This is a genomic window from Dehalococcoidales bacterium (assembly GCA_028716225.1).
Classification (GTDB): Bacteria; Chloroflexota; Dehalococcoidia; order Dehalococcoidales; family UBA5760; genus UBA5760.
This window is the reverse complement of record JAQUQE010000002.1, coordinates 162163-183917: the sequence shown is the minus strand read 5'-3', so window position 1 is coordinate 183917 and position 21755 is coordinate 162163. Positions and strand designations below refer to the sequence as shown.

The following is a 21755-nucleotide window of genomic DNA, read 5'->3' as shown; positions in this document are numbered from 1 at the left end:
CAGCCCTGGTTTTTTATCAACCTCTCTCCTAAACGGTGGCTCCCCGCAAGTAATATATGCCTGACATGGCTATTGTTGTTAGAAAGATTGACAAAATTTGTGAAGTATGCTAACATTATGTATCAGATAATTGGTGGGGGAGAATGCCGGAGAAGAAGATATTCAAGATAGTCCGCGGAACAGGAGATGGAGATAATATGTGGGCGAAGTATACCATGGCTGTGGTGGTTACTCTTACCGGAGTCGAAGCACATCGCATAAGGAGATACGAGGAGGCGGGAATAATTGAGCCGAAGAGGACGGAGGCAGGCCAGCGGCTTTTTTCGGATGAAGAGGTATTTATCATAAGAGAGGTATTTCGACTCAGTGTAAAGGGCATAAACCTGGAAGGAATAAAGGCAGTCCTGGCGCTGAGAAGGGGTGAGGATGTCTGATGAGATGGAGATCTCCGAGGAGGTGATTAAGGATGATGAATAGTAGCTAAGTTTGACATTAGGTGGGTCAAATCGGGTAATGCACATAATTGATCATATTAGTGGAAGGAGGAATAAATAATGTTAGTACAGAGATGGGACCCGTTTAGAGATTTAACTCAGATGGAGGATACGGTGAATCGGCTTTGGCGCGGTTTAGGAGGTGTGCCGTCTTACCGCGAGGGCGTGGAAGACTGGAATATTCTGATTGATGTCATTCAAAAGGGTGACGAGCTAGTCGTAAAGGCTTCGATACCGGGTATCAAGCCGGACGAAATTGATGTTGCTGTAGAAGATAATCTGCTGACATTAAGGGCGGAGAGGAAAGCAGATTCGGAAGGCGAGCAATCAAGATATCTGATACAGGAGAGGCCGACAGGCTCATTCTACCGGGCGCTTCGATTACCCCAGACGGTAGACACCAATAAGATCGAGTCCGAATATGAGAATGGTGTTCTGATCATAAGAATGCCTAAGGCTGAGGAAAAGAAGAAGAAACAGATTCAGATCAAGGTAGGTGGCAGTACCAAAGCCATCGAGGGTAGTAGCAAGAAATAACGGATATCGTCCGCCGCTCGATTTCCATCCAGCGAAGGCCCGGCTAGATTGCCGGGCCTTCGCACTTACGCGAGAGCTTCAAGACGTTGCTTTATGTTCGTGGGGTGTGTCGTAAAGAAGGGGCCAGGTTTTACAATAGCATACAAAACCAATATGTGTTCTAATAGATACATTCAATTGGAGGGGGTGTGCACTATGGGTGCCGAGAAAAACCGGATGTATATTGTCGAGTTGCTGATGGATAACGAAATCGGTATCGGTAAGCTTTACCGAGCTTATGCAAAGCATTTTCCCGACCATCGTACTTTTTGGACGGCACTTGCCGGAGAAGAGGTTGAGCATGCCTCCTGGTTGGGTAAGTTATCTTTAAAGATAGAGGAAGGGAGCGTTCTTATTGACGAAAGAAGGTTTAATACTTCCGCGATAAAAACATTCTCGGACTATCTGGAACGTGAGCTTGATAAGGTGAATAAGTCTGGGATATCCCTGATAGGTGCTTTATCCACAGCTTTGTATATAGAGCAATCTATCATAGAGCAAAAGTACTTTGAAGTATTTGAAGGGGATACGGTAGAGTTTAAGAAAGTCTTGCTTGATCTGGCTGATGCCACCAAGACTCACCTTGGCAAAGTGAAGGAGGCGTTGAGCAAGGTCAGGGACGTGTGATGGTAGGAGATATAAACGGGTCTGACTCGCCGATCAATATGTCATCGATGTTGACAAACAGGGTATTATAGGTTATATATTCATTTCCGGGTGTGGTTTAGTTCGTCTTATGTGAGAGTTGTTTGGAGAAAACCCGGGCTAAAGAGAAAAAGGAGGAGTTATGGGAATCGATCAGGACAGGACGTTACAGGTGTTACAGGTTGCCATCAAAATGGAGATAGACGGCAAGCAGTTCTATCTCAAAGCCAGCCGGGAGAGCGGTAATGAGTTGGGTAGGAAGCTGTTGGAATCGCTGGCTGCCGAGGAGGATGTTCACCGGCAGAATTTTGAGAAGATATATGACTCCATACGGGTCAAGCAGGGTTGGCCCGGCACCGATTTTAAGCCGGACGAGGGCAAGCGGCTGAGAACGGTATTTGCCGACGCAATAGAGAAAACGGGAACCGAGGTTGATGCTGCCACCACAGAAATTGATGCGGTAAAGACGGCCATGGCAATGGAAAACAAGACCGGTGACTATTACAAAGTGCAGGGTCAGGCTGCTACCCATGATGCCGAGCGGAATTTCTATCAGGCGCTGGTTGCCGAAGAACGAGCGCACTACCTGGTTCTGCTTGACTACTATGAATACCTCAGCGATCCGGCGGGCTGGTTTGTTCGTAAAGAGCACCCCTCTCTGGACGGCGGTTGAAAATTGAACAGTCATTAGCGGGGTGATAGATATATGCTGAAGATTAAGCAACTGGCGGTGGCGGTGGGGAAGAAGGAAATCCTTCACGACATAAATATGACGATAGGTACCGGTGAGACCCATGTTCTCTTCGGTCCTAACGGCAGCGGCAAGACTACTCTGCTGGCGGCGCTGATGGGTTTTCCCAAGTACCGGATAGTAAGAGGCAGTATTACCTTTCAGGGTAAGGATATAACCGGGTTATCGCTTGATGAGCGTGCCCGTTTAGGTATCGGCATGTCTTTCCAGCGCCCGCCGGTGGTGCGGGGGGTAAAGATGAGCGATATGGTCACCGCCTGTCTCAAGGGGCGGGGAGATGCCGAGACTGTCGCCAAGCTGGCGAAACGGACTGACCTGGAGGACTTTCTGGATAGGGAAATAAACTACGGGTTCTCCGGGGGGGAGATAAAACGCTCCGAGATGATGCAGCTCCTGGCGCAGAGGCCGAAGCTGGCTCTGCTTGATGAGCCGGAGTCCGGCGTTGACCTGGAAAACATTGTTCTTATCGGCGAGTTGATCAATGAACTCCTGGAAAAACACTGCCCGATTCCGGACCGAAAATGTATGGGGCTTATCATTACTCATACCGGTCATATCCTGGATTACGTGAACGCCCGCACCGGTTATGTTATGTGCGACGGCAGAATCAGCTGTCAGGGTGACCCTCATGAAATACTGCAGACCATCAAGGAAAGCGGCTACGGGTCATGTGTCAATTGTCTGTTGAGGAGGCACCCGAATGTCTGAGATAAAGTCGTCGGAGTCATATCGGAAAAAGGCTAAAGCGGCGGCGGCTAAACCGGCTGCCTTCGGTGAAGATATCGATTTGAGCGCCTACCTTACCTCAGCCGAAGAACAGCCTTACCAGCCGGACCCGGAACAGCTTCCGGCTCAGGCCAGGGAGCATATGCTGGAGGCAGGGGTTGTTCTGGATGATACCAGCCAGAGGTCGGGGACCTATATCCAGATGGACAATACCCCGGTTCACAGCTCAATCAGAGGAGATGGTGTCGAGGTAATACCTATCAGCCAGGCGTTAAAGAAGTACGACTGGCTGTCCGATTACTGGTGGCGGGCGGTTGCCGTGGATACCGATAAGTACACCGCCAACGTTGAGCTGAACCGTGGCGACGGTTATTTTATCAGGGCGCTAGCCGGTCATAAGACCGTCTTTCCGGTACAGGCCTGTCTCTATCTGGCCAAGGCGCGTCTGGCGCAGAATGTGCACAACATTGTTATCGCTGAGGAAGGCTCAGAGCTTGATATTATTACCGGCTGCACCACCGCATCCAGGGAAGACCCCGGGCTGCATATGGGGGTATCCGAGTTCTATATCAAAAGAGGGGCTAAGGTTACCTTTACCATGATACACAGCTGGAACCCGGCGGTGGCAGTCCGCCCCCGCACCGGGATTATTGTGGAGGAGGACGGCCTTTTCTTGAGCAACTACGTACTGATGAAACCGATTCACTCTTTGCAGATGAATCCGTCCGCCAGGTGTGTCGGTGAGAATGCTACTGTCAGGTATAACAGCATCCTGGTCGCCGGCAAGGGATCGTCGCTGGACGTCGGCTCCAGAGTATTCCTGGAGGCTAAAGGTGCTAAGACAGAAATCATATCGCGTGCCATCACCACCGGGGGTGACATTATTGCCCGTGGCTTTATCGATGGTGGTGCTCCTGAGGTAAAGGGGCACCTCGAGTGCCGGGGGCTCATTCTAAATAATGGCGGTATGATTCACGCCATACCCGAGCTTAAGGGTAATCTGGCCGGTATTGACCTCTCCCACGAAGCGGCGGTAGGTAAGATTGCTGAGGAGGAAGTTGAGTATCTGATGGCGCGGGGACTGACTCGTACCGAGGCTACCGCTACCATCGTCCGCGGCTTTCTCAGGGTGGATATCCAGGGGTTACCGCCCACGCTGGGTGCCGAGATTGATCGTACCGTTGAGGCCAGTGAAAAAGAGGTAATGTAACAGAGGTATCTGCAGGTGAATGCTCAAGCTTTACATAAATTAGGTTATGGCATGTATGTCGTTGCCTCGAAGCAGGGGAATCGGCTCAACGCTCAAATCGCCAACACCGTGTTCCAGATAACCTCCGAGCCGGCGACGGTTGCCGTAAGCATCAACAAGAGTAACCTGACCCACCAGTTTATCCAGGAGAGCAGGGTCTTTACGGCCTCTGTCCTGCGCCGGGAGACTCCCCTCTCTTTCGTGGGACGCTTTGGCTTCAAGTCGGGCCGGGATTCCGATAAGCTCGAGGGAGTTGATTACAGGATAGGTAAGACCGGTGCTCCTCTGGTTATCGAAAACGCCGTTGCCTATCTGGAGGCTAAAGTAATTCAAGAAGTAGATGTGGGCAGTCATACCATTTTTATCGGCAATATCGTCGATGCCGATGTTATCAGCGATGAGGCTTCTATGACCTACGAGTATTATCACCAGGTCAAACGGGGCACCACGCCCAGGACTGCTCCCAGCTATATTGAAGAGAAAAGGAGGTAGTGCTTAGAATGGCGAAATTGGATAAGTACGAGTGTACCGTCTGCGGTTACGTCTATGACCCGGAGCTGGGTGACCCGGAGGGTGATATCGCGCCGGGGACACCGTTTGATGAACTCCCTGATGATTGGGTTTGTCCGGTCTGTGGGGCAGGCAAGAGCGATTTTGAGAAAATAAAAAACTAGAAAGAGCGCTTGGCTGCCGTTCGGTATTGGCACCCGTATTCCACGGGTGCTTCAGCGGGGATGAGGTCACCGGGTAATTACAAAAGACTTGTCTCTCATCCCGGATTGGTGTATACTACTTCGCTACAGGAGTATACGTTTGGGGGGTGTATTATGAGGTTGACTTGCCTTCAGGAGAACCTGAGTCGCGGATTGAATGTGGTGGGCAGAGCGGTAGCGGTGCGCACAACCCTACCGATAACCGGTAATGTCCTTCTGGCTACGGATAAGTCCCGGCTGAAACTTACGGCGACCAATCTGGAGATGGCCACTTCCTGCTGGATCGGTGCCAAAATAGAAGAAGAAGGGGAGATTACTGTTCCGGCACGGCTGCTCACTGAGTTCGTTGCCTCTCTTCCTAATGAGAAGATTGAAATCAGCCTTTCCCCGCGTACCAAGACACTGGAGTTGAAGTGTGCCCGCTTTGAGGCTCGTATCAGCGGCGTCGATGCGGCGGATTTCCCACCGATACCAAAGGTGGAGGCGGTAGTGACTACTAAGGTTGAAGTGGAGGCCTTGCAGCGGGGTATTACCCAGGTTGTCTTTGCTGCGGCTACGGAAGAGTCCCGTCCGGTTCTTACCGGAGTCGACGCTGATTTTGACGGTGATTTGCTCACCCTGGCAGCGGCCGATGGCTTCCGGTTGGCGGTGCATAAGCTGCCCCTTGTCCTCCCGGTCGCTAAAAAGGCCAAGGTTATTATTCCGGCACGGACCCTCGCTGAACTGAACCGGCTTATGGCTGACCAGGAGGAGCCTGTTGAGATAATAGTGGACCCCAATAAGAGCCAGGCGCTGTTCCGTCTGAAGAACATCGAGCTGGTATCCCAGATGGTCCAGGGAACTTTCCCCAATTATGCTCAGCTCATTCCCCAGAGCTACAGCACCCGGTCGGTGGTTGACGTAGCATCCTTCTTGAGGGCGACTAAGACAGCCTCTATCTTCGCCCGCGATGGCAGCGGTATTGTCCGTCTGCTGATTATCCCCGGCAGTGGTGATCTGACCACGGGCAAGATGACCATTACCGCCCGCTCGGAGGAAGTGGGTGACGATGTCGGCGAAATCGATGCTATTGTTGAGGGTGGAGAGGCGAAGGTTGCCTTTAACGGTAAATACTTATCCGATGTGCTCGGTGTGCTCCGTGAAGAGCAGGTGGCTCTTGAGGTTACCAATCCGTCCAGCCCCGGCGTGATACGTCCGGTGGGTGTGGACAACTATATCCACGTCGTAATGCCGATGTTCGTGCAATGGTAATAAAGTTTTGAAGCTAAATTACGAAAAAATGAGGCGTCTGGTTCCAGGATCAGGCGCCTTCTTGTTGAGTATTGCCGAAAAGGGTTAGTCAGTTCGGAAATCATAATTAGTCTCTAAGAAACTTAATTAATGTTAGAAAGTAATGTCTATGCTGAATTTAAATATTGTTGTCATTCTCCCTTTTAGATGTTAATAAATCCAGATAATCAGTGAGTACATTCCTTAAGTATTTTTCTGCTTCATCAATTGGCTGCCAATACTGTGGAATGTTATGACCATATTTTCCGCGTATTTCAGAACATTTCCGTATCTCATCGTATGTTTCTTCACGGTTTCTTTTTAATAATTTTGAAATGGTGTCGGAAATTCGTTCATTACGGCCTTTAGCAGGAAAATGGTTTGGATTCTTTAATAAGTCAGCAAATTTTCCCAGACGTTTATTGTCATTTACGAGTTCTGTACTTTCGATAGATTTTAAAATTGCTGCTATTTCGTCCGATTTTAATAAATGATTGGCGGAGCCAGAAAAGAGTTCTTCAACAGTTGCCCAGAGTCGGTCAAGGCGGCTAGCATAGTAATTATCAACATAAGCTTGGTTTAAGCCACGAATGGTTGTTGCTATTTCCCTCGATAATTGGATCTGAGCCGCTATTCTGATAATATCCTCTTTTTTGATAGGTTCTAACATTCTTTCTGCTTGACCAAAGGAAACCGTGGGGGATAATTGACATATTGGTGCATGAGAAACGTGATATAAAAAGAAGCCAACTTTATAAATCAAGCAGAGAGCATCCATAAACTGTCTTATTCTACTGATTTCCTGTTCTATATCTTGTTTTTCAATAGACTGGATTCGGCTAATAATTAGAAGGGTATTTTTTGTGTCTCCTTGTTGAATCTGCCATCCTGAATATGTGCTAATACTGCTGACGGTTTTCTGTAGATGGATTTGCTGGGTCGGATGAAGTGCCATGCAATGTGCTCTAATTAGGGTTCCTATCGGTTTATTCTGATACTGATAGCGGTTAATTGCCATTTTTATTAAGGTTATATTATCAGTAAGGAGCTCAATCTGTTTATCCTTTTTGAGATGTCTTAGTAGGATGAGCATTTTAGTTGTGTTCTTGGTCGAGTTAATAATGTCACTGCTGGTTTGAATACAAAAAACTCCTCTTGTTATGTTAGTAATCTGCTGCACTGGTCTAGGAGGTCCTAGAACTAAATAACCGTCTTCAAAAAGACGTGTAAATTCTTCTGGTGAGATTGAGTATGCTGTTTCATATTGCATGTTTTTATTCTATCTCATTATCCCTAATTTAGGTAGAGTTATAATTCTTTTGACCTTCCACTCAAAAACATCTATACATGTGTTAGAGTCTTCCGGCATAATGAATAAACTCAGGAGGACTAGTGGAAGTAAAGAAGTACACTGGGGAGGTGAAGTCGGTGCCCAGGTCGTTGATCTCTACCACGATTATGGCATAAGCGATGTCACCTAATGCAAATGGAGGACTAAAATCGCCGTCTCAAGGATCAGATACTGACCAGGCATTCGATATTCGGGCGCTCAAGGTATTACTCTTAAATAAAGCATATCTTCCATATCTTTGGGGTTATTATAATATTGACATAAATTTTTACTTTTGATATTATAATAACGATAATCATTATTATATTTAATATGAAGAGATCAATACAGAGAGAAGCTATCCTTAGAGTACTGGTAAATACTTCGTCACATCCTACTGCAGAATGGATACACGAGCAGGTTAAGCGGGAGATCCCCAACATAGGTTTAGCTACGGTGTACCGCAATCTAAGATTACTGAAAGAGACCGGTGAGGTATCTGAGATGCTTGTGTCTAACGGCACAGCGCATTTTGACGGTAATACGAATAACCACTACCATTTCCGCTGTAATCAATGCGGGCGAATTCTGGATATTGATGATCCTGTCGATGACACGATTGAGGAGAGGATCACCAGCAGGACAGGACTTAAAGTAACTAACCACTATCTGGAGTTTACCGGCCTCTGTCTGGATTGCCAGGGACTTGAAAATGTCACTGGTTAAAGGTGATTGGTCGGCTTAGTGTAGTTTCGAGTGTTAGACTACGGATAGTGCAAAATAATAAGAAAGTATCAGGAGGTGAACAGTGAATCCAAAGGCTCTTCACAAACTAAGTTATGGCTTGTATGTAGTGACATCCCGAAAGGGCGAGAAGCTTAACGGTCAGATCGCTAACAGCGTCTTTCAGATAACTTCTGAACCCCCCACGATTGCCATAAGCATCAATAAGACAAATCTAACCTGGGAATATATCAAAGCAAGCGGCGCATTTGCCGTATCGGTACTCGGTCAAGATACTCCTCTGTCCTTCATAGGGCAGTTCGGCTTCAAATCAGGCAGGGAAGTCAATAAACTGTCGGGCATAAATTATAAATCAGGTCAAACCGGATCACCGCTGATTTTGGATAACACCGTCTCGTATCTGGAAGCTAAAGTAACCGGAGAAATGGATGTCGGTACCCACACTATTTTTATCGGAGAAGTAGTGGACGGAGAGGTATTGAATGATAAGCCCTGCATGACGTATGAATACTATCATCAGGTCAAGCGGGGGACAACGCCGAAAACAGCCCCCAGCTATGTAGAAGAGAAAAAAGAGGAGGAATCCAAGAAAATGACCAAGTATAGGTGTTCGGTTTGCGGATGGATATATGATCCGGCTGTCGGTGATCCGGATGGCGGTATAGCTGCCGGTACGCCGTTTGAACAGATACCTGACGATTGGAAGTGCCCTGTCTGCGGGGCAGCGAAGAGTGAATTCGAAAAGGTTGATTGAGCTGTCTGGCCTGTATGATAGGCCGGGCGGTTTCCCTTACTCGAAATAAACCATGGCTATGTAGCAGAGAAAAAGGAGGAATCAAAAAAGATGGCTAAGTACAAGTGCTTATTTTGCGGATGGGTTTATGATCCGGCTATCGGCGATCCGGATGGCGGCATAGCTGCCGGTACGCCATTTGAGGAAATACCGGATGATTGGAAGTGTCCTGTCTGTAAAGTGGGTAAAAGCTCGTTTAAGAAGATCGACTGATTATTATTCAGTATTCATGTTAGGAGGTCTACAAGATGGTGGTCAAATTGAAAGAAGGTGTCTACTGGGTTGGTGTGGTCGACTGGGCGTTGAGGCACTTCCACGGTCATGAACTGTCCACTCACCGTGGCTCCTCATATAACTCGTATTTGATCGTTGATGAAAAGACGGTTCTGGTTGATACGGTCTGGGGTCCTTTTCAGAACCAGCTGATTAAGAACATCGCAGAGCTGGTCGATCCGTCTAAGATTGATATCGTCGTAGCCAACCATGCCGAGTCCGACCACTCCGGTAGCCTGCCTGGAGTGATGAGGCATACGCCGAACGCTACACTAATTGTGTCACCGCGAGGCAAGGAGAGCATTGAAGGGCATTATCATCAGCAGTGGAACTTTAAAACAGTGAAGACAGGGGACAGGGTCAATATCGGCAAGAATGAGCTTGTCTTTGTTGAAGCTCCTATGCTTCACTGGCCCGATAGCATGTTTACTTACCTGGCCGGGGCCAATATCTTGATGCCGAACGACGCTTTTGGGCAACACTACGCCGCGGCATTTCCTTTTAACGACCAGGTAGATCAGACTGAGCTTTACGAGGAAGCGTTAAAATACTATGCCAATATACTCACTCCGTTTAGTGCCATGGTGGCAAAGAAAATTGATGAAGTGCTGGCGCTCAACTTACCGGTCGATATGATAGCACCCAGCCATGGTATTATCTGGCGTAAGGATCCGCTGCAAATCATAACCAAGTACCAGGAATGGGCTGCACAAAAGCCTGAACAGAGTGCTGTTATTATTTATGACACCATGTGGGAAGGAACGAGACAAATGGCCGAAGCGATCGGTGAAGGTATTGCTGCCGAAGGTTTGCAGTACAAACTGTTTCATGTCGGCTTATCGGACCGGAATGATGTTTTAACGGAGATATTTAAAGCCGGGGCCGTTATAGTCGGATCACCTACTTTGAATCAGGGGGTACTGCCGACAATAAGGCCGATACTTGAGGACCTGAGGGGTATGAAATTCCAGAATAAGGTCGGGGCTGCCTTCGGTTCATACGGGTGGAGTGGAGAAGGTGTGGCAATCATTGAGGATCACCTGAAACTCTGTAAGATTCCATTAGCTGCGGAAGGGGTCAAAGCCAAATGGCAGCCGAAGCAGGATGATCTTTCTCTATGCCGGGAGCTTGGCAGCAAAGTCGCAAAAGGTATCAGAGGTTAATCGCTATAGAGACTAGGATGGAATTAGACACCATATGAATTAGGGCTAAAAGGCATTGAAAGGCTGTAAAAGGGGCGTCTGGTTTTAGAATCAGGCGCCCCTTGACTCTCCGATGACCACGTGTTAACATAAACTTGTTATGGTTTCTGCAAGACTTATCTGCCGGGGCTTGCCCTGAGGGGTTCTCCTTAGCCTTTCGGATCAAAAATAAACACAACTACTTACCGTCGTTCATTTTTTCTTAATCTGCGTTGTTTTCCGTGTTTCATTTTTCCCATTAGAGATCAGTTATTTTGCAGCAGGGGGTTTATTTTATGGGATTGATATTTGGTGTTGTCAGTCGAAATGGAGATGAGGTTAGTACTACGGCCAATCGCATGATGCGAAATATTGACCACAGTAATTCCGATAGCTCCTGGCTTGTCAGTAACGGAGCACCGGCAACCGGTAACGCTACTCTCAAGCGCGTTTGCGATCAGGCACTGGGTCAGGCATCTTTTGCCACGGAAGGATTTCCCGAGGCCCCGGCTTTTGATCGAGGCCATGGGCTGGCGGTGCTATGTGAAGGGAATCTTTATAATATTCAGGAGTTGAAGAGGTCTCTGAAAACGGGGCGTAAATCTCATTTGAAAAATGCTTCTGAGATTGTCGCACGTCTCCTGGCGGATAATTATCATGGTGACCTAAAGACCACTGTGAAACAGATAGCGCCGTTTCTGGATGGGGCTTACCTGCTGGCGGCAAGTGACGGCAGGCAGACCGTGGTTCTGCGTGACATGAGCGGTCTTCGGCCGGCCTTCTATGCTCAAAACAGCCGGTTGATAGCATTTGCCTCGTTAAAGAAGCTTCTCTGGGATATCGGGCTTCGCAACGTGAAGCCGCTGCGGGCAGGGACTCTAGCCTGCTTTAGTAAGAAAGGTGTTATCCTTGAAGATGTGTGCTCCACACCAGTATGGGGTGGTGAAAACCAGATAGAAGATATGGCAACCTCCGTCGACTACTATTGCGATTTTGTTAGAGAGGCTGTGAGCAAGAGGATTCGAGGATTGAAGAAGGTGGGGGTACTCATGTCGGGTGGGGTAGACAGCTGCTTGATGGCCAAGCTGGTTAAGGACATGGCGGTTGAGAGGGAAATAGAGGTAACAGCCTATACGGCGGGTGTTGATGGTACCAGTGATATTGAATATGCCAGGCAGTTTGCCCGGGAACTCGGCCTCAGACATAGAGTTTTTAGTATGAGTCAGGATATTATTGAGTCTTGCATCCCGCAGGTAGCCCTGGCGGTTGAAGAGAGGGATATGGTTCAAATAGAAGCCGGCATCGGAATCTATGCTGCGCTGAAGGTTGCCAGCCAGGATGAAACATATCAGGTTTTCTCCGGTCAGGGTCCGGATGAGTTATGGGGTGGCTACACGTGGTATCCCAATATCATTGCGGCGGAGGGTCATGAAGGCTTGCGAAAAAGAATGCAGGATGATTGGCAGAGAGGTGACATTGAGACGTTCGATAGGGAGAACAAGATTGCTTTAGCCCATAGGTCGGAGCAACTATTCCCCTATTGCGATGCCAAGATAGTCGGGTTGGCGGCGAATGTCTCTCCGCGTCTGAAAGTAAAATCGGCCGACGATAGAATCGGTAAGCATACCCACCGGGAAGCGGCAGTAAGATTGGGAGTTCCTGAGGAGGTTGCCTACAGAACAAAAAATGCCGCTCAGCATGGCACAGGCGTCCACGATACCCTCAGTACTATCTCACGTAAGAATGGTTTTACTCCGGAGCTGGTCTCTCGTGTTGGATACAGTAATGAAAAGGTCTCCGGAGAAAAGCTGGCCAGCTCCAGCCGCTACGGGTATCGGTACGCAGATACACACTTGTGGCAGGTGCCCGATCATATCCAGTTCTTTTTTGATTCGATTGCCTACAAGAAGGGACTGCTCAATGAGGCGGAAAGGTCCGCCATAGGTCAGTTCCTGCAAAAGGCGGGAATGCAATAGAGTAATATGTGATCTGCAGAGTACGGCGTAACGCATAAGTTTACGGTTGATTTGGAATGGAGTAATTTGGCATAATAGCGACATGGTCTACAAGATTAACCCTGCTCTCATAATTATCGATGTCCAAAACGGCTTTGTAGCTCCGGGGGGATCATTCCACAAAATTGGCTATGACATATCGAGATACCGGCAAGTGTTGCCGGTCATTCAGGATTTGTACCGGAAAGTAAAGACACTAAACATTCCGGTGTTTTTCTCCCAGGCGCTTCGTGAGAGCTCAGGTATCGATATGCTGGAGAGACAGCATCAGATTCTCCCCCACAAACGGCGTGAAAGAATCGACAGAGTACCTCTCTGTATCCGTGGTACCTGGGACAGCGAGTTCACCGATGAACTGAAACCTCAGGAAGATGACTATATTGTGCGCAAGAGGCGCGACTCCGTATTTCAGGATACCGAGATTCAACTCTGGCTAAGGTCAATGAAGATAGACACCATAATATTTTCCGGGATTGATACCTCAATCTGTGTGGAGTCTTCATTACGTGATGCCTTTAACAGGGGGTGGGACGTAATTCTGATATCCGATGCTACCGCTTCCTTAAATGATGCCTTTTGCCAGACGACTATTGCCGAGGTCAGTGAGAATTTCGGGCTGGTCATGAAGTCAGAGGAACTATTCCGTAAGCTTGAGCCTCTGGGTAACGGGCAGTTCCTGCTCAAGGCCGATTGAGCTTATGTTCCCTGCCCGGTGTGTTGTTTAGTGTCGTTACCCCGTGGGTAGGAGGAATGGTGCTGTGAAAATAATCGGGATATCCGGATCTCCGCGAAGGGGCAACACCGAGTGGATGGTGAAGGAGTTGCTCGCCAGAGCGGCCGAAAGCGGGGTTGAGACGGAATTAATTCTTCTCCGGAAAAAGAAGATCAAGACCTGCTGCGGCTGTTTATCCTGTGAAGAAGGCGGAGTAAACCGAAAGGGTGTTTGTAGGCTCCGGGATGATATGCAGGAATTGTACCCTAAACTGTTAGCCGCTGACGGCTGGGTTATCGGTACCCCGGCTTACTTTGAGATGCTTTCCGGCTTGCTCAAGAATTTTATGGACCGGACATGCCCTATCTGGCCGAAACTGTCGGGTAAACCGGTTGCGGGTATGGCTGTGGCTGAGGAAGGTATTGGCAAGGCAATTAGCAATATCAGAACCTACGCTGCTCTCTGCCAGATGCAGTGGATGGGCAGCGTTACCGGTCTGGCGACAAAGCCGGGGGAAATAGCAAAAAACAAAAAAGTCAAACAGCGTATTGATCGGCTGGCTATGAAGATAATCCGTGGTGCTCAATCATAATTCTGCCCGGATAATCTAATTTGACATAATGGTTGTTCGGATGGGGTAGATGAATATTATGGATGAAGACGGAGGAGATAGTATTTAGATGCTCGATTTAGAGAATACTGTCTTGGTCATTATTGATGTTCAGGATAAGCTGGCTACTGTTATGAGCGATAAGGAAGAGCTCTTCTTAAACCTTAAGAAGCTCATAAGGGGTGCGCAGGCTCTCGGGGTCCCGATAATAGTAACCGAGCAGTACCCGCAGGGGTTGGGCAGGACCGTACCGGAGCTGGCACATTTTTTATCCGATGTCCAGCCGATAGCCAAGCTTAGCTTCAGCTGCTGTGGTGAAGAGAGTTTCTTGCGAGAGATTAAGACGCTGAACCGCAGGCAGATCCTGGTTGCTGGCATAGAGTCACACGTCTGCGTTTATCAGACGGTAGTAGATCTGCTCGGGATTGGATATGAGGTTCAGGTTGTCGGCGATGCGGTCTCTTCAAGAACGGCCAGGAATAAGACGATTGCTCTGGATAAGATGAGAAGCGCCGGTGCCGGCATTACCAGTACGGAGATGGCGTTGTTTGAGTTGCTCAAGGTGGCGCACGGAGAAGTGTTCAAGGAAATTAGTCGGATAGTAAGGTAGTTGCCTGTTCCTGTTAGCGCTTTAGGTAGTGAATCAGGTGCCCTGTCCCCGGTAAGGTATCAGGCTGCGTTTGATTATATCGAAGAGGCCGGTATTTTCATAACGCTTCTGCATCGTGTGAATTATCTCAAATATCCTCTGGTTGCTTTCGCACTGGGTGCTCTCCAGTGCTTTCAGCCTTTCTTCGATACTCTGCAGCAGTGGCTTAATCCATCCTGAGGCAACATAGGCCTCTTTAGCCTTCTCAAGGTCCTGGCTCAGATTGCTCACCTTGAGATCCAGATCCGCCACCATCTGCTCCGTCTGGTAGAGCGCATCCTCCAACTCGGCCTTCCGGAACTCGGTGGTTTTTAGTTTTGCCTGTGCTGCTTTAGCCACCTTCTCCCCCTGTCTGACCTTCCGCTCTAAGCCAAGCTGGGTGTTCTTCAGGCAGGCGGTACAAAAGACGGGGGCCTCTTTCTCCAGCTTTGTCCCGCACTGCGCACAGGAGTGGTTGTGGTTATGATTGTGATTCTCTGCTACCGAGGCTAACGAGCGGCATTCACGGCAACGGCTGGGGGGAAGGAATCCTTTCAGGTTATAGAAGTCCTGCTCGGTTTCGGAAAAGACAAATTCCCTCCCGCACTGGCGGCAGGTAAGGTTCATATCGCCATCTCTCGACATTACCGGCTCCTCAGGGTATCCCTTTGTATAGTTTATAACGAAAAACAGGCCGATAGGTTAGTGGTAATCTCAGTTATTTTGGGAAATTTGTCCTACGCAATTGACACCGCAGGTCTGATAGGGTAATATTTATTGCTATTCGGGAAATAGGGGGGATGTTATTTATTATGGAAAAAGTCGAGACCAAATACTATCATAGCTTATATAAGGTGGCGGCAGAGATAAACTCGGCCCGTGATTCCGAGCTCGTTCTTAAGTCCATAGTTGAGAATGTGGCTAAGTCTATGGGAGCCAAGGCCTGCTCGCTGACGCTCCTGGCTCCGGAAAGAAAGCTCTTGTTTCATGCCGTAGCCTGGGGTCTGAGTGACTGGTTCGTTAAGATGGGGCCGCTATCGGCTGTTAAGAGTATTCCCGAAACACTGGAAGGGAAGGCGGTTGCTATTCTTGATGCTACCAGCGACAAGCGGATACAGTATCCGGAGCAGGTCAAGAAAGAAGGAATCGCCTCAATCCTGTCCGTACCGATGATGCTAAGGGATGAGATTATCGGAGAGGTCAGGGTGTATACCGCGGAGCAGCGCCAGTTCAGCAAAGACGATATTTACTTCGTCACTGCGGCGGCTAATCTTGGTGCTATTGCCCTGGAGAATGCCAAACTCTACGAAGCCGTGCATAAGGATTACGAAGCGGTTATGCATGAGATGCTGGAGTGGCGCTCCTATCTGGAGGCATAAACCGGGGAGCTTCCAGTTCATAAGTCCTCTAATTCCCCCTTCAGCGAAGGTATCATCAGGCCCGGAAGGGTCATGGGATATATCTAAGGCTATCCTCGTGTTCAGTCCGTGCCTAATTCAATTACCGGATGCCAGTAATGTCAAGGTAAGGTTCCAGAGTAATGCTGAGGTCTACGTCCCCAGTTTTACCTTTTCTCCTTCTGGCGATTAGCTATCTGTATTGCGGGGTGGAATAGCATGGGGTGCAAGAAAAGGATTGATAGTCTGCTTATCGAGAGGGGGCTGGTTGAGACCCGGGCCAGGGCTCAGGCACTTGTTATGGCAGGGAAGGTAGCGGTGGGTGGCAAGGTGATTGCTAAGGCGGGGACTCTGGTGGCCGAGGATGTCGAGGTTACTGTCGCCGAGCCGCCTCCTTTCGTCGGACGCGGTGGTATCAAGCTTGACCATGCCCTGAGCCAGTTCGGGCTCGATGTTTCGGATAAGGTGGCGGTTGATATCGGTGCTTCAACCGGTGGCTTTACCGACTGCCTGCTCAAGCGGGGGGCAAGCCGGGTCTATGCCGTTGATGTCGGCTATGGTCAGCTTGACTACCGGCTGAGGCAGGACCCCCGGGTGGTGGTTATGGAGAGGATAAACGCCCGCTACCCTTTTTCTCTTCCGGAAAAGGCGGATCTGGCCACCTTCGATTTGTCTTTTATCTCGGTGGAGAAGGTAATACCATCGGTGGCCCGCTTGCTTAGGGATGACGGTTATCTGCTGGTGCTGTTGAAACCCCAGTTCGAGGCGAGAAAGGAAGAGGTGGGTAGGGGCGGCGTGGTTAAGCAACCTGAGATACAGGCCAGAGTCTTAGGGCGCTTCATTGCCTGGCTGATTGAACACGGCTTCCGGCTGGGAGGACTGGTAGCGTCACCCATAGCGGGTGCTTCCGGAAATAGAGAGTTCGTTGTTATGTTGAGGAGAGCATAGAATGGTTGTCCGAGTTGTTGCCTTTGCTGCGGATGAGGTCAAGATTTCCGGCCAGCTTTACCTGCCGGGTGGTGATGCCGGTGCGTCTTCATATCCTACTGTCTGTATCTGTCATGGTATCCCGTACGGTGCCCCTGGTGTGAATCCAGACCCGGATGATGGGGGCTACCCTGCTCTGGCGGAGAGGATTTGCCGGGAGGGGTTTGCCGTGTTGACTTTTCGTTTTCGGGGGGTGGGCGACAGCGGCGGTAATTTCGATATTATGGACTGGACCAGGGACCTGGCAGCGGCTGTCGATTACCTCTGGGTGCTTCCCGATGTCGACCGCTCCCATCTGGCGCTGGTTGGTTTCAGCGGTGGGGCGGCTGTTTCGGTATATGTCGCGGCGCAGGATGCCAGGATCTCTTCCCTGGCTGCCTGTGCCTGCCCGGCGGAGTTTGACTCACTTAAGGACGGATTTGCCGAAGGGGAGTCTATCATTGATTACTATCGCGGCATCGGCATCATCAGGGATAGAGACTTTCCTCATTCTGATCAGGAGTGGCTGGATAACTTCAGTCTGGTTAGCCCCATTGAGTATATCTCCGGTATTGCCCCACGGCCGTTGCTGCTGCTGCACGGCAGTCGGGATGAGGTGGTCGATGTCAGCCATGCCTACCGGTTGTACGACCGGGCGGGTGAGTACAAGAAGTTAGTCATTATTGACGGGGCGGGACACCGGCTACGCCGGGATGAACGGGCTTTGATGGTTATTATAAACTGGTTGAAGGCTCACTGCGGTGGCGGTTCTACCCCGCCGGATAGCGGTTGGTAAAGTTTTTTACTGTGCTGGTGCTACATTAGCGTATCAGGATAGCGCGTACCGGCGATGCCTCGGCGCCTTTCATCTTCAGAGGCAGGCAGAAGAGGGTGTATCTTCCCGGAGGAACGTCCTTCAGGTTGATGCTCTCCAGAATCAATATTCCGCTATCGAGAAGCTTTTTGTGAACGGGAAATGTATCGGCGTGGCATGGCTCAATGGTATTGAAGTCGATGCCGACCAGGCCCAGTTTTCTCTTAACGCATAAATCGGCAGCCTCCGGTGAAAGATGAACGAAGCTCCCCCGGAATTCTCCGCTTATCGCATGGCCGCTTATCGAATTGTCTGTCTTAAAGAGGAGGGCATCACCCGCTCTGGTGTCCAGCTTCTCCAGTTCAGAGGGCCGGATTACCTCTTTGTCTTCGATAGTTACCACCTGCGCGGGTAGAATAAATGCCGTAGCAGGGTAATCGTCGATATTCTTTCCGTTCGGGATAAAATGGGATGGAGAATCCAAGTGTGTACCGGAGTGGGTACTCATGACCAGCCGTGATAGGTTGCTCGTGTCGCCGTTCTTCAGGCTGTTTATCAGTTCCCTGGAGTATGGTGGAGTGCCCGGATAGTCGATATCTTCGACACCAAGTAAGACGCTTATGTCATAGACTGCTTCATATTTCATAGCAAAAATTCGCTCACTATTCTACCTGCCGGAAAGATCTCCTTAAGCCTGGTCAAACGGCTTCATTTAAGTCTGTGCCGGATATATATACAAAGATGGTGCTTATATTGAGTGCCGCATTCTTGAGCGAGTCTTTCGGGATGTTTGCTACTGCATCGGGAACGATAGCCGTCTAATTTTTGTTGAAGCTATACCTATCGCTTGATTTCTCTCATTACGCTGGTCAGTTCTGACTTGAGGGCGCCTACCAGGTCGGCTTCGACCGCCAGTTTAGCGTGGCGTATCTTCAGCGCCACGTGAGGGGCCCGGCTGGCCCCGTGCAGCTTACGGATGAGGCCGTTAACTCCCCAGATGATGCCACCGCCCAGGTCGGCACCGTTTTTTTCTCCTGCTGAGTCGTGAAACATGCCTATCGATTCCACAAACTTGAACAGCACATTACCAACGAAGGCGTCGCAAACGAGGACATTGGCGCTGCCGTTCATTATCTGGTTGCCTTCCACATTTCCGATGAAGTTCAGGCCGCTTTCCTTGAGGATGCGGTAGGTTTCCTTGGTCAGCTGGTTGCCTTTCTCCGCTTCAGCTCCGATGTTGAGTAGTCCTATAGTAGGGTTATCGATATTGAGCAGCTTCCTGCAGTAGACAGCGCCGATGAGGGCAAAGGTAAGCAGTTGGTACGGCTTGCAATCCATATTCACGCCGCAGTCGAAGACTACCGTTCCGGGAAGAGCATCGAAGATAGCTCCTCCGATTACCGGCCGCTCTATGCCGTCTATCATGCCCACGTGACGGATGGCGCTGGCAACCACCGCTCCGGTAGGGCCGGCGCTGACCAGGGCATCTGCCTCTCCATCCTTGAGTAGCTTTGCCGCTACCGATATCGAGGCGTCGGGTTTGCTTCGTACCGCCAGAGCCTGATCCTTACCTTCTTTAATAATGTCTTCGGCCGGGACGCAGCGGATAGGTAGATGGGAGGCATCGTATTTGGAAAGCTCGGCTTGAATGATGTCCGATGAGCCGACCAGGGTGATATCAAGGCCATTTTCTCCGGCGGCTAGGACAGCTCCCTTGACTATTTCGCCGGGGGCGTAGTCGCCACCCATTGCATCCACCACTATCCTTGCCCTGCGGCTATCTTTCAATTTAGGATACCTCCTTCTTCCTCTTCCTGACCTCTGTGTTACTGGGAGAGTTTGACAGTGTCCGTTTTGATTCGGCGTGCTTCACCCAGTATATTGACAATAACATCTACCGGCATCTTAGTTATCTTGGCCAGTTTTAGTACCGATTCTTGTAGGACACTGTTCAGGTGCCAGGTATTCTTGCTGGTGGCGAGGAGGGTGGTAAAGGCACTCTGCAGTTCGCCGATAGGGGCATCATCCTCATGTAGTTCCAGACATTGCTCACAGTCGGCCGCTACGTCAATCAGGTCCCGTAGGTTGTCATGAAGCGGTATGCCCTGTCGAGCGAAAAATTTCTTGGCGCGCTCAAGCTGCCTTTTATCAACCTTAAAACTATAGACGTTCGATTCGCTCACAACCTACCTCCTTCTTTAAATCACTATCGGTCTAATGATACGGGGCAGGTCTATCGAGATTATCACCAAAAGTGTACTCTTTTGTCAAGATTCAGTTAACCCGGTTAATTGACCTCTGGATGGAATTTTGGTTATAATCTCAAGTAGAGGGTGGCTATTCGGGTTGAATCGAGAGGAAGGCAGAGTTGCACGAATCTTGCGGCGTTTTTGGTATATATGCCCCGAATGAGGATGTATCCCGGCTTACCTTCTTTGCCCTATTCGCCCTTCAGCACCGCGGCCAGGAGAGCGCCGGCATTGCCACTACCGATGGTAATAGGCTTCAAGTTTTTGCTGATATGGGATTGGTATCCCAGGTATTCAGTGAGGAGTCTCTCAGTAGCCTCACCGGGAGTATCGCTATCGGTCACAACCGCTACTCTACCCGTGGCTCCAGCCGGATAACAAATGTCCAGCCGATCGTTGTCGGTGAGGGCTCCGATACTATTGCCGTTGCCCATAACGGCAATATTATCAACGCCGAGTATCTGCATAAGGAGCTCTGTGATCGGGGCTATTGCTTCCGCTCTTCCACTGATACCGAGGTCATTGCTAATCTTATTCTTTCCTCTACCGAGAAAGATTGGATGGGGCGGATAAAGTATGCTATGAACCGCCTTAAGGGGGCATACTCCCTTACTATTATGACCAGAGATACCCTGTTCGGTGTTCGTGATCCCCTTGGTGTGCGCCCGTTGTGCCTGGGGAGGCTTAATGGTGGATGGGTGATCGCATCGGAGAGCTGTGCTCTCGATCACATCGGGGCCAGTGTCGAGAAGGAAATTGAGCCAGGCGAGATAGTCTCTATTAACGCCGGTGGTGTCAGTAGTCATTCCATAGCGGTGGGTAGGCGAGGGTTCTGTATCTTCGAGTATATCTACTTTGCCCGTCCCGATAGCGTGATTAATGGCCGGTTGCTTTATCAGGCGCGCCAAGCGATGGGGGCTGGTCTGGCTGAGGAGCATCCGGTGGATGCCGATCTGGTGATGGGTGTTCCCGATTCAGCTACTGCGGCTGGAGTCGGTTATGCTATCCGGTCCGGGATACCGCTGGGTGAAGGACTGATTAAGAATCGTTATGTCGGGCGTACCTTCATTGAGCCTCATCAGCGTATCAGAGATCTCGGTGTTAAGCTAAAGTTTAATCCTCTGCCTCAGGTTCTGTCCGGTAAGCGGGTGGTACTAGTGGATGATAGTATTGTCCGTGGTACTACCACTCCCAAGGTGATCGGGCTGTTGAGGAGAGCGGGTGCTCGAGAGGTACATATGCGCATTTGTGCGCCGCCCCTCCGCTATCCCTGTTTCTTTGGTGTCGATATGGCAACCCAGCGAGAATTGATTGCCGCTCACAAAACAGTGTCTGAAATCAGGGACTTCATCGGGGCTGATTCGCTGGGGTACCTCAGTCTTGAGGGATTGTATCGAGCAGTAGACTTGCCTAAAGACATTTTCTGTGCGGCCTGCTTTACCGGTGACTATCCGATACCCGTCCAGCTTGGTATGGATAAGCTGGCGCTGGAGACCAAGGATGCTGCCCGGCAGGTATCCCTGATGTAAAACGGGCAACTGGGAATTAACGGTTCCGGCTGCCTACGGTTTTAGTTGTTTTCCCGTAGCGTTGCATCCGGTGTTCTCTAATAATTCGTTG

Annotated in this window: 26 protein-coding genes; 21 read left to right on the top strand and 5 right to left on the bottom strand. The window is 49.7% G+C overall.

Annotated elements, in window-relative coordinates:
* Window positions 1–143: 143 nt before the first annotated feature.
* The 9 genes from PHI12_02375 (at window position 144) to dnaN (ending at window position 6405) form a co-directional block, all read left to right on the top strand.
* On the top strand, window positions 144–434 hold the full coding sequence (locus PHI12_02375; GenBank protein ID MDD5509649.1) for a MerR family transcriptional regulator: 291 nt from the start codon (window positions 144–146) through the stop codon (window positions 432–434).
* A gap of 120 nt (window positions 435–554) precedes the next feature.
* The gene (locus PHI12_02370) at window positions 555–1031 is read left to right on the top strand and encodes an Hsp20/alpha crystallin family protein (GenBank protein ID MDD5509648.1); all 477 of its coding nucleotides are present in this window, start codon (window positions 555–557) and stop codon (window positions 1029–1031) included.
* 195 nt (window positions 1032–1226) lie between these two features.
* Window positions 1227–1697: a hypothetical protein gene (locus tag PHI12_02365; GenBank protein ID MDD5509647.1), complete on the top strand. Its 471-nt coding sequence runs from the start codon at window positions 1227–1229 to the stop codon at window positions 1695–1697.
* Between the two features lie 160 nt (window positions 1698–1857).
* Complete coding sequence (locus tag PHI12_02360; protein ID MDD5509646.1) at window positions 1858–2388, top strand: ferritin family protein; 531 nt, start codon at window positions 1858–1860, stop codon at window positions 2386–2388.
* Between the two features lie 33 nt (window positions 2389–2421).
* Window positions 2422–3174 (top strand): ABC transporter ATP-binding protein, encoded by a 753-nt coding sequence (locus PHI12_02355; protein MDD5509645.1) that lies wholly within the window; start codon window positions 2422–2424, stop codon window positions 3172–3174.
* Window positions 3167–4402, top strand: a complete 1236-nt coding sequence (locus PHI12_02350; GenBank protein MDD5509644.1) for a SufD family Fe-S cluster assembly protein — start codon at window positions 3167–3169, stop codon at window positions 4400–4402. The genes PHI12_02355 and PHI12_02350 overlap by 8 nt, the downstream gene beginning before the upstream one ends.
* Window positions 4403–4417: 15 nt before the next feature.
* Window positions 4418–4933 carry a flavin reductase family protein gene (locus PHI12_02345; GenBank protein MDD5509643.1) on the top strand — a complete coding sequence of 172 codons (516 nt, stop codon included), beginning with the start codon at window positions 4418–4420 and terminating at the stop codon, window positions 4931–4933.
* An 8-nt stretch (window positions 4934–4941) separates the two neighbouring features.
* The gene (locus PHI12_02340; GenBank protein MDD5509642.1) at window positions 4942–5115 is read left to right on the top strand and encodes a rubredoxin; all 174 of its coding nucleotides are present in this window, start codon (window positions 4942–4944) and stop codon (window positions 5113–5115) included.
* Window positions 5116–5268: 153 nt separating this feature from the next.
* Window positions 5269–6405 (top strand): DNA polymerase III subunit beta, encoded by a 1137-nt coding sequence (gene dnaN / locus PHI12_02335; GenBank protein ID MDD5509641.1) that lies wholly within the window; start codon window positions 5269–5271, stop codon window positions 6403–6405.
* 157 nt (window positions 6406–6562) lie between these two features.
* Here the strand turns inward: dnaN and PHI12_02330 are convergent, their stop codons facing one another.
* Window positions 6563–7693, bottom strand: coding sequence for a hypothetical protein (locus tag PHI12_02330; GenBank protein MDD5509640.1), 1131 nt, complete (start codon window positions 7691–7693; stop codon window positions 6563–6565).
* Between the two features lie 393 nt (window positions 7694–8086).
* Here PHI12_02330 and PHI12_02325 point away from each other — a divergent pair, with 393 nt between their 5' ends.
* The 8 genes from PHI12_02325 to PHI12_02290 all read left to right on the top strand — a co-directional run bounded on the left by PHI12_02325 (window position 8087) and on the right by PHI12_02290 (window position 14691).
* Window positions 8087–8479 (top strand): transcriptional repressor, encoded by a 393-nt coding sequence (locus PHI12_02325; protein MDD5509639.1) that lies wholly within the window; start codon window positions 8087–8089, stop codon window positions 8477–8479.
* An 82-nt stretch (window positions 8480–8561) separates the two neighbouring features.
* Window positions 8562–9251, top strand: a complete 690-nt coding sequence (locus PHI12_02320) for a flavin reductase (protein MDD5509638.1) — start codon at window positions 8562–8564, stop codon at window positions 9249–9251.
* 90 nt (window positions 9252–9341) lie between these two features.
* On the top strand, window positions 9342–9503 hold the full coding sequence (locus tag PHI12_02315) for a rubredoxin (GenBank protein ID MDD5509637.1): 162 nt from the start codon (window positions 9342–9344) through the stop codon (window positions 9501–9503).
* A gap of 35 nt (window positions 9504–9538) precedes the next feature.
* Complete coding sequence (locus tag PHI12_02310) at window positions 9539–10726, top strand: MBL fold metallo-hydrolase (protein MDD5509636.1); 1188 nt, start codon at window positions 9539–9541, stop codon at window positions 10724–10726.
* Between the two features lie 314 nt (window positions 10727–11040).
* Window positions 11041–12720 carry an asparagine synthase-related protein gene (locus PHI12_02305; protein MDD5509635.1) on the top strand — a complete coding sequence of 560 codons (1680 nt, stop codon included), beginning with the start codon at window positions 11041–11043 and terminating at the stop codon, window positions 12718–12720.
* A gap of 82 nt (window positions 12721–12802) precedes the next feature.
* Window positions 12803–13453: a cysteine hydrolase gene (locus PHI12_02300; GenBank protein MDD5509634.1), complete on the top strand. Its 651-nt coding sequence runs from the start codon at window positions 12803–12805 to the stop codon at window positions 13451–13453.
* A gap of 64 nt (window positions 13454–13517) precedes the next feature.
* Entirely contained in the window at window positions 13518–14063 is a 546-nt protein-coding gene (locus tag PHI12_02295) for a flavodoxin family protein (GenBank protein MDD5509633.1), read from the top strand.
* Between the two features lie 88 nt (window positions 14064–14151).
* The gene (locus tag PHI12_02290; protein MDD5509632.1) at window positions 14152–14691 is read left to right on the top strand and encodes a hydrolase; all 540 of its coding nucleotides are present in this window, start codon (window positions 14152–14154) and stop codon (window positions 14689–14691) included.
* 33 nt (window positions 14692–14724) lie between these two features.
* On the opposite strand, the gene PHI12_02285 is transcribed toward PHI12_02290, so the two are convergent.
* Window positions 14725–15354 (bottom strand): zinc-ribbon domain containing protein, encoded by a 630-nt coding sequence (locus tag PHI12_02285; GenBank protein ID MDD5509631.1) that lies wholly within the window; start codon window positions 15352–15354, stop codon window positions 14725–14727.
* A 167-nt stretch (window positions 15355–15521) separates the two neighbouring features.
* On the opposite strand from PHI12_02285, the gene PHI12_02280 reads away from it, so the two are divergent.
* The 3 genes from PHI12_02280 to PHI12_02270 all read left to right on the top strand — a co-directional run bounded on the left by PHI12_02280 (window position 15522) and on the right by PHI12_02270 (window position 17868).
* Entirely contained in the window at window positions 15522–16088 is a 567-nt protein-coding gene (locus PHI12_02280) for a GAF domain-containing protein (protein ID MDD5509630.1), read from the top strand.
* A gap of 237 nt (window positions 16089–16325) precedes the next feature.
* The gene (locus tag PHI12_02275; protein ID MDD5509629.1) at window positions 16326–17054 is read left to right on the top strand and encodes a TlyA family RNA methyltransferase; all 729 of its coding nucleotides are present in this window, start codon (window positions 16326–16328) and stop codon (window positions 17052–17054) included.
* Window position 17055: 1 nt separating this feature from the next.
* Window positions 17056–17868: an alpha/beta fold hydrolase gene (locus tag PHI12_02270; protein ID MDD5509628.1), complete on the top strand. Its 813-nt coding sequence runs from the start codon at window positions 17056–17058 to the stop codon at window positions 17866–17868.
* Between the two features lie 25 nt (window positions 17869–17893).
* Here the strand turns inward: PHI12_02270 and PHI12_02265 are convergent, their stop codons facing one another.
* The 3 genes from PHI12_02265 to PHI12_02255 form a co-directional block, all read right to left on the bottom strand.
* On the bottom strand, window positions 17894–18532 hold the full coding sequence (locus PHI12_02265) for a cyclase family protein (protein ID MDD5509627.1): 639 nt from the start codon (window positions 18530–18532) through the stop codon (window positions 17894–17896).
* Window positions 18533–18726: 194 nt separating this feature from the next.
* Entirely contained in the window at window positions 18727–19674 is a 948-nt protein-coding gene (locus tag PHI12_02260) for a hypothetical protein (GenBank protein ID MDD5509626.1), read from the bottom strand.
* 38 nt (window positions 19675–19712) lie between these two features.
* Complete coding sequence (locus tag PHI12_02255; protein MDD5509625.1) at window positions 19713–20069, bottom strand: hypothetical protein; 357 nt, start codon at window positions 20067–20069, stop codon at window positions 19713–19715.
* 185 nt (window positions 20070–20254) lie between these two features.
* Here PHI12_02255 and purF point away from each other — a divergent pair, with 185 nt between their 5' ends.
* Window positions 20255–21664 (top strand): amidophosphoribosyltransferase, encoded by a 1410-nt coding sequence (gene purF, locus PHI12_02250; protein MDD5509624.1) that lies wholly within the window; start codon window positions 20255–20257, stop codon window positions 21662–21664.
* Window positions 21665–21755 lie beyond the last annotated feature (91 nt).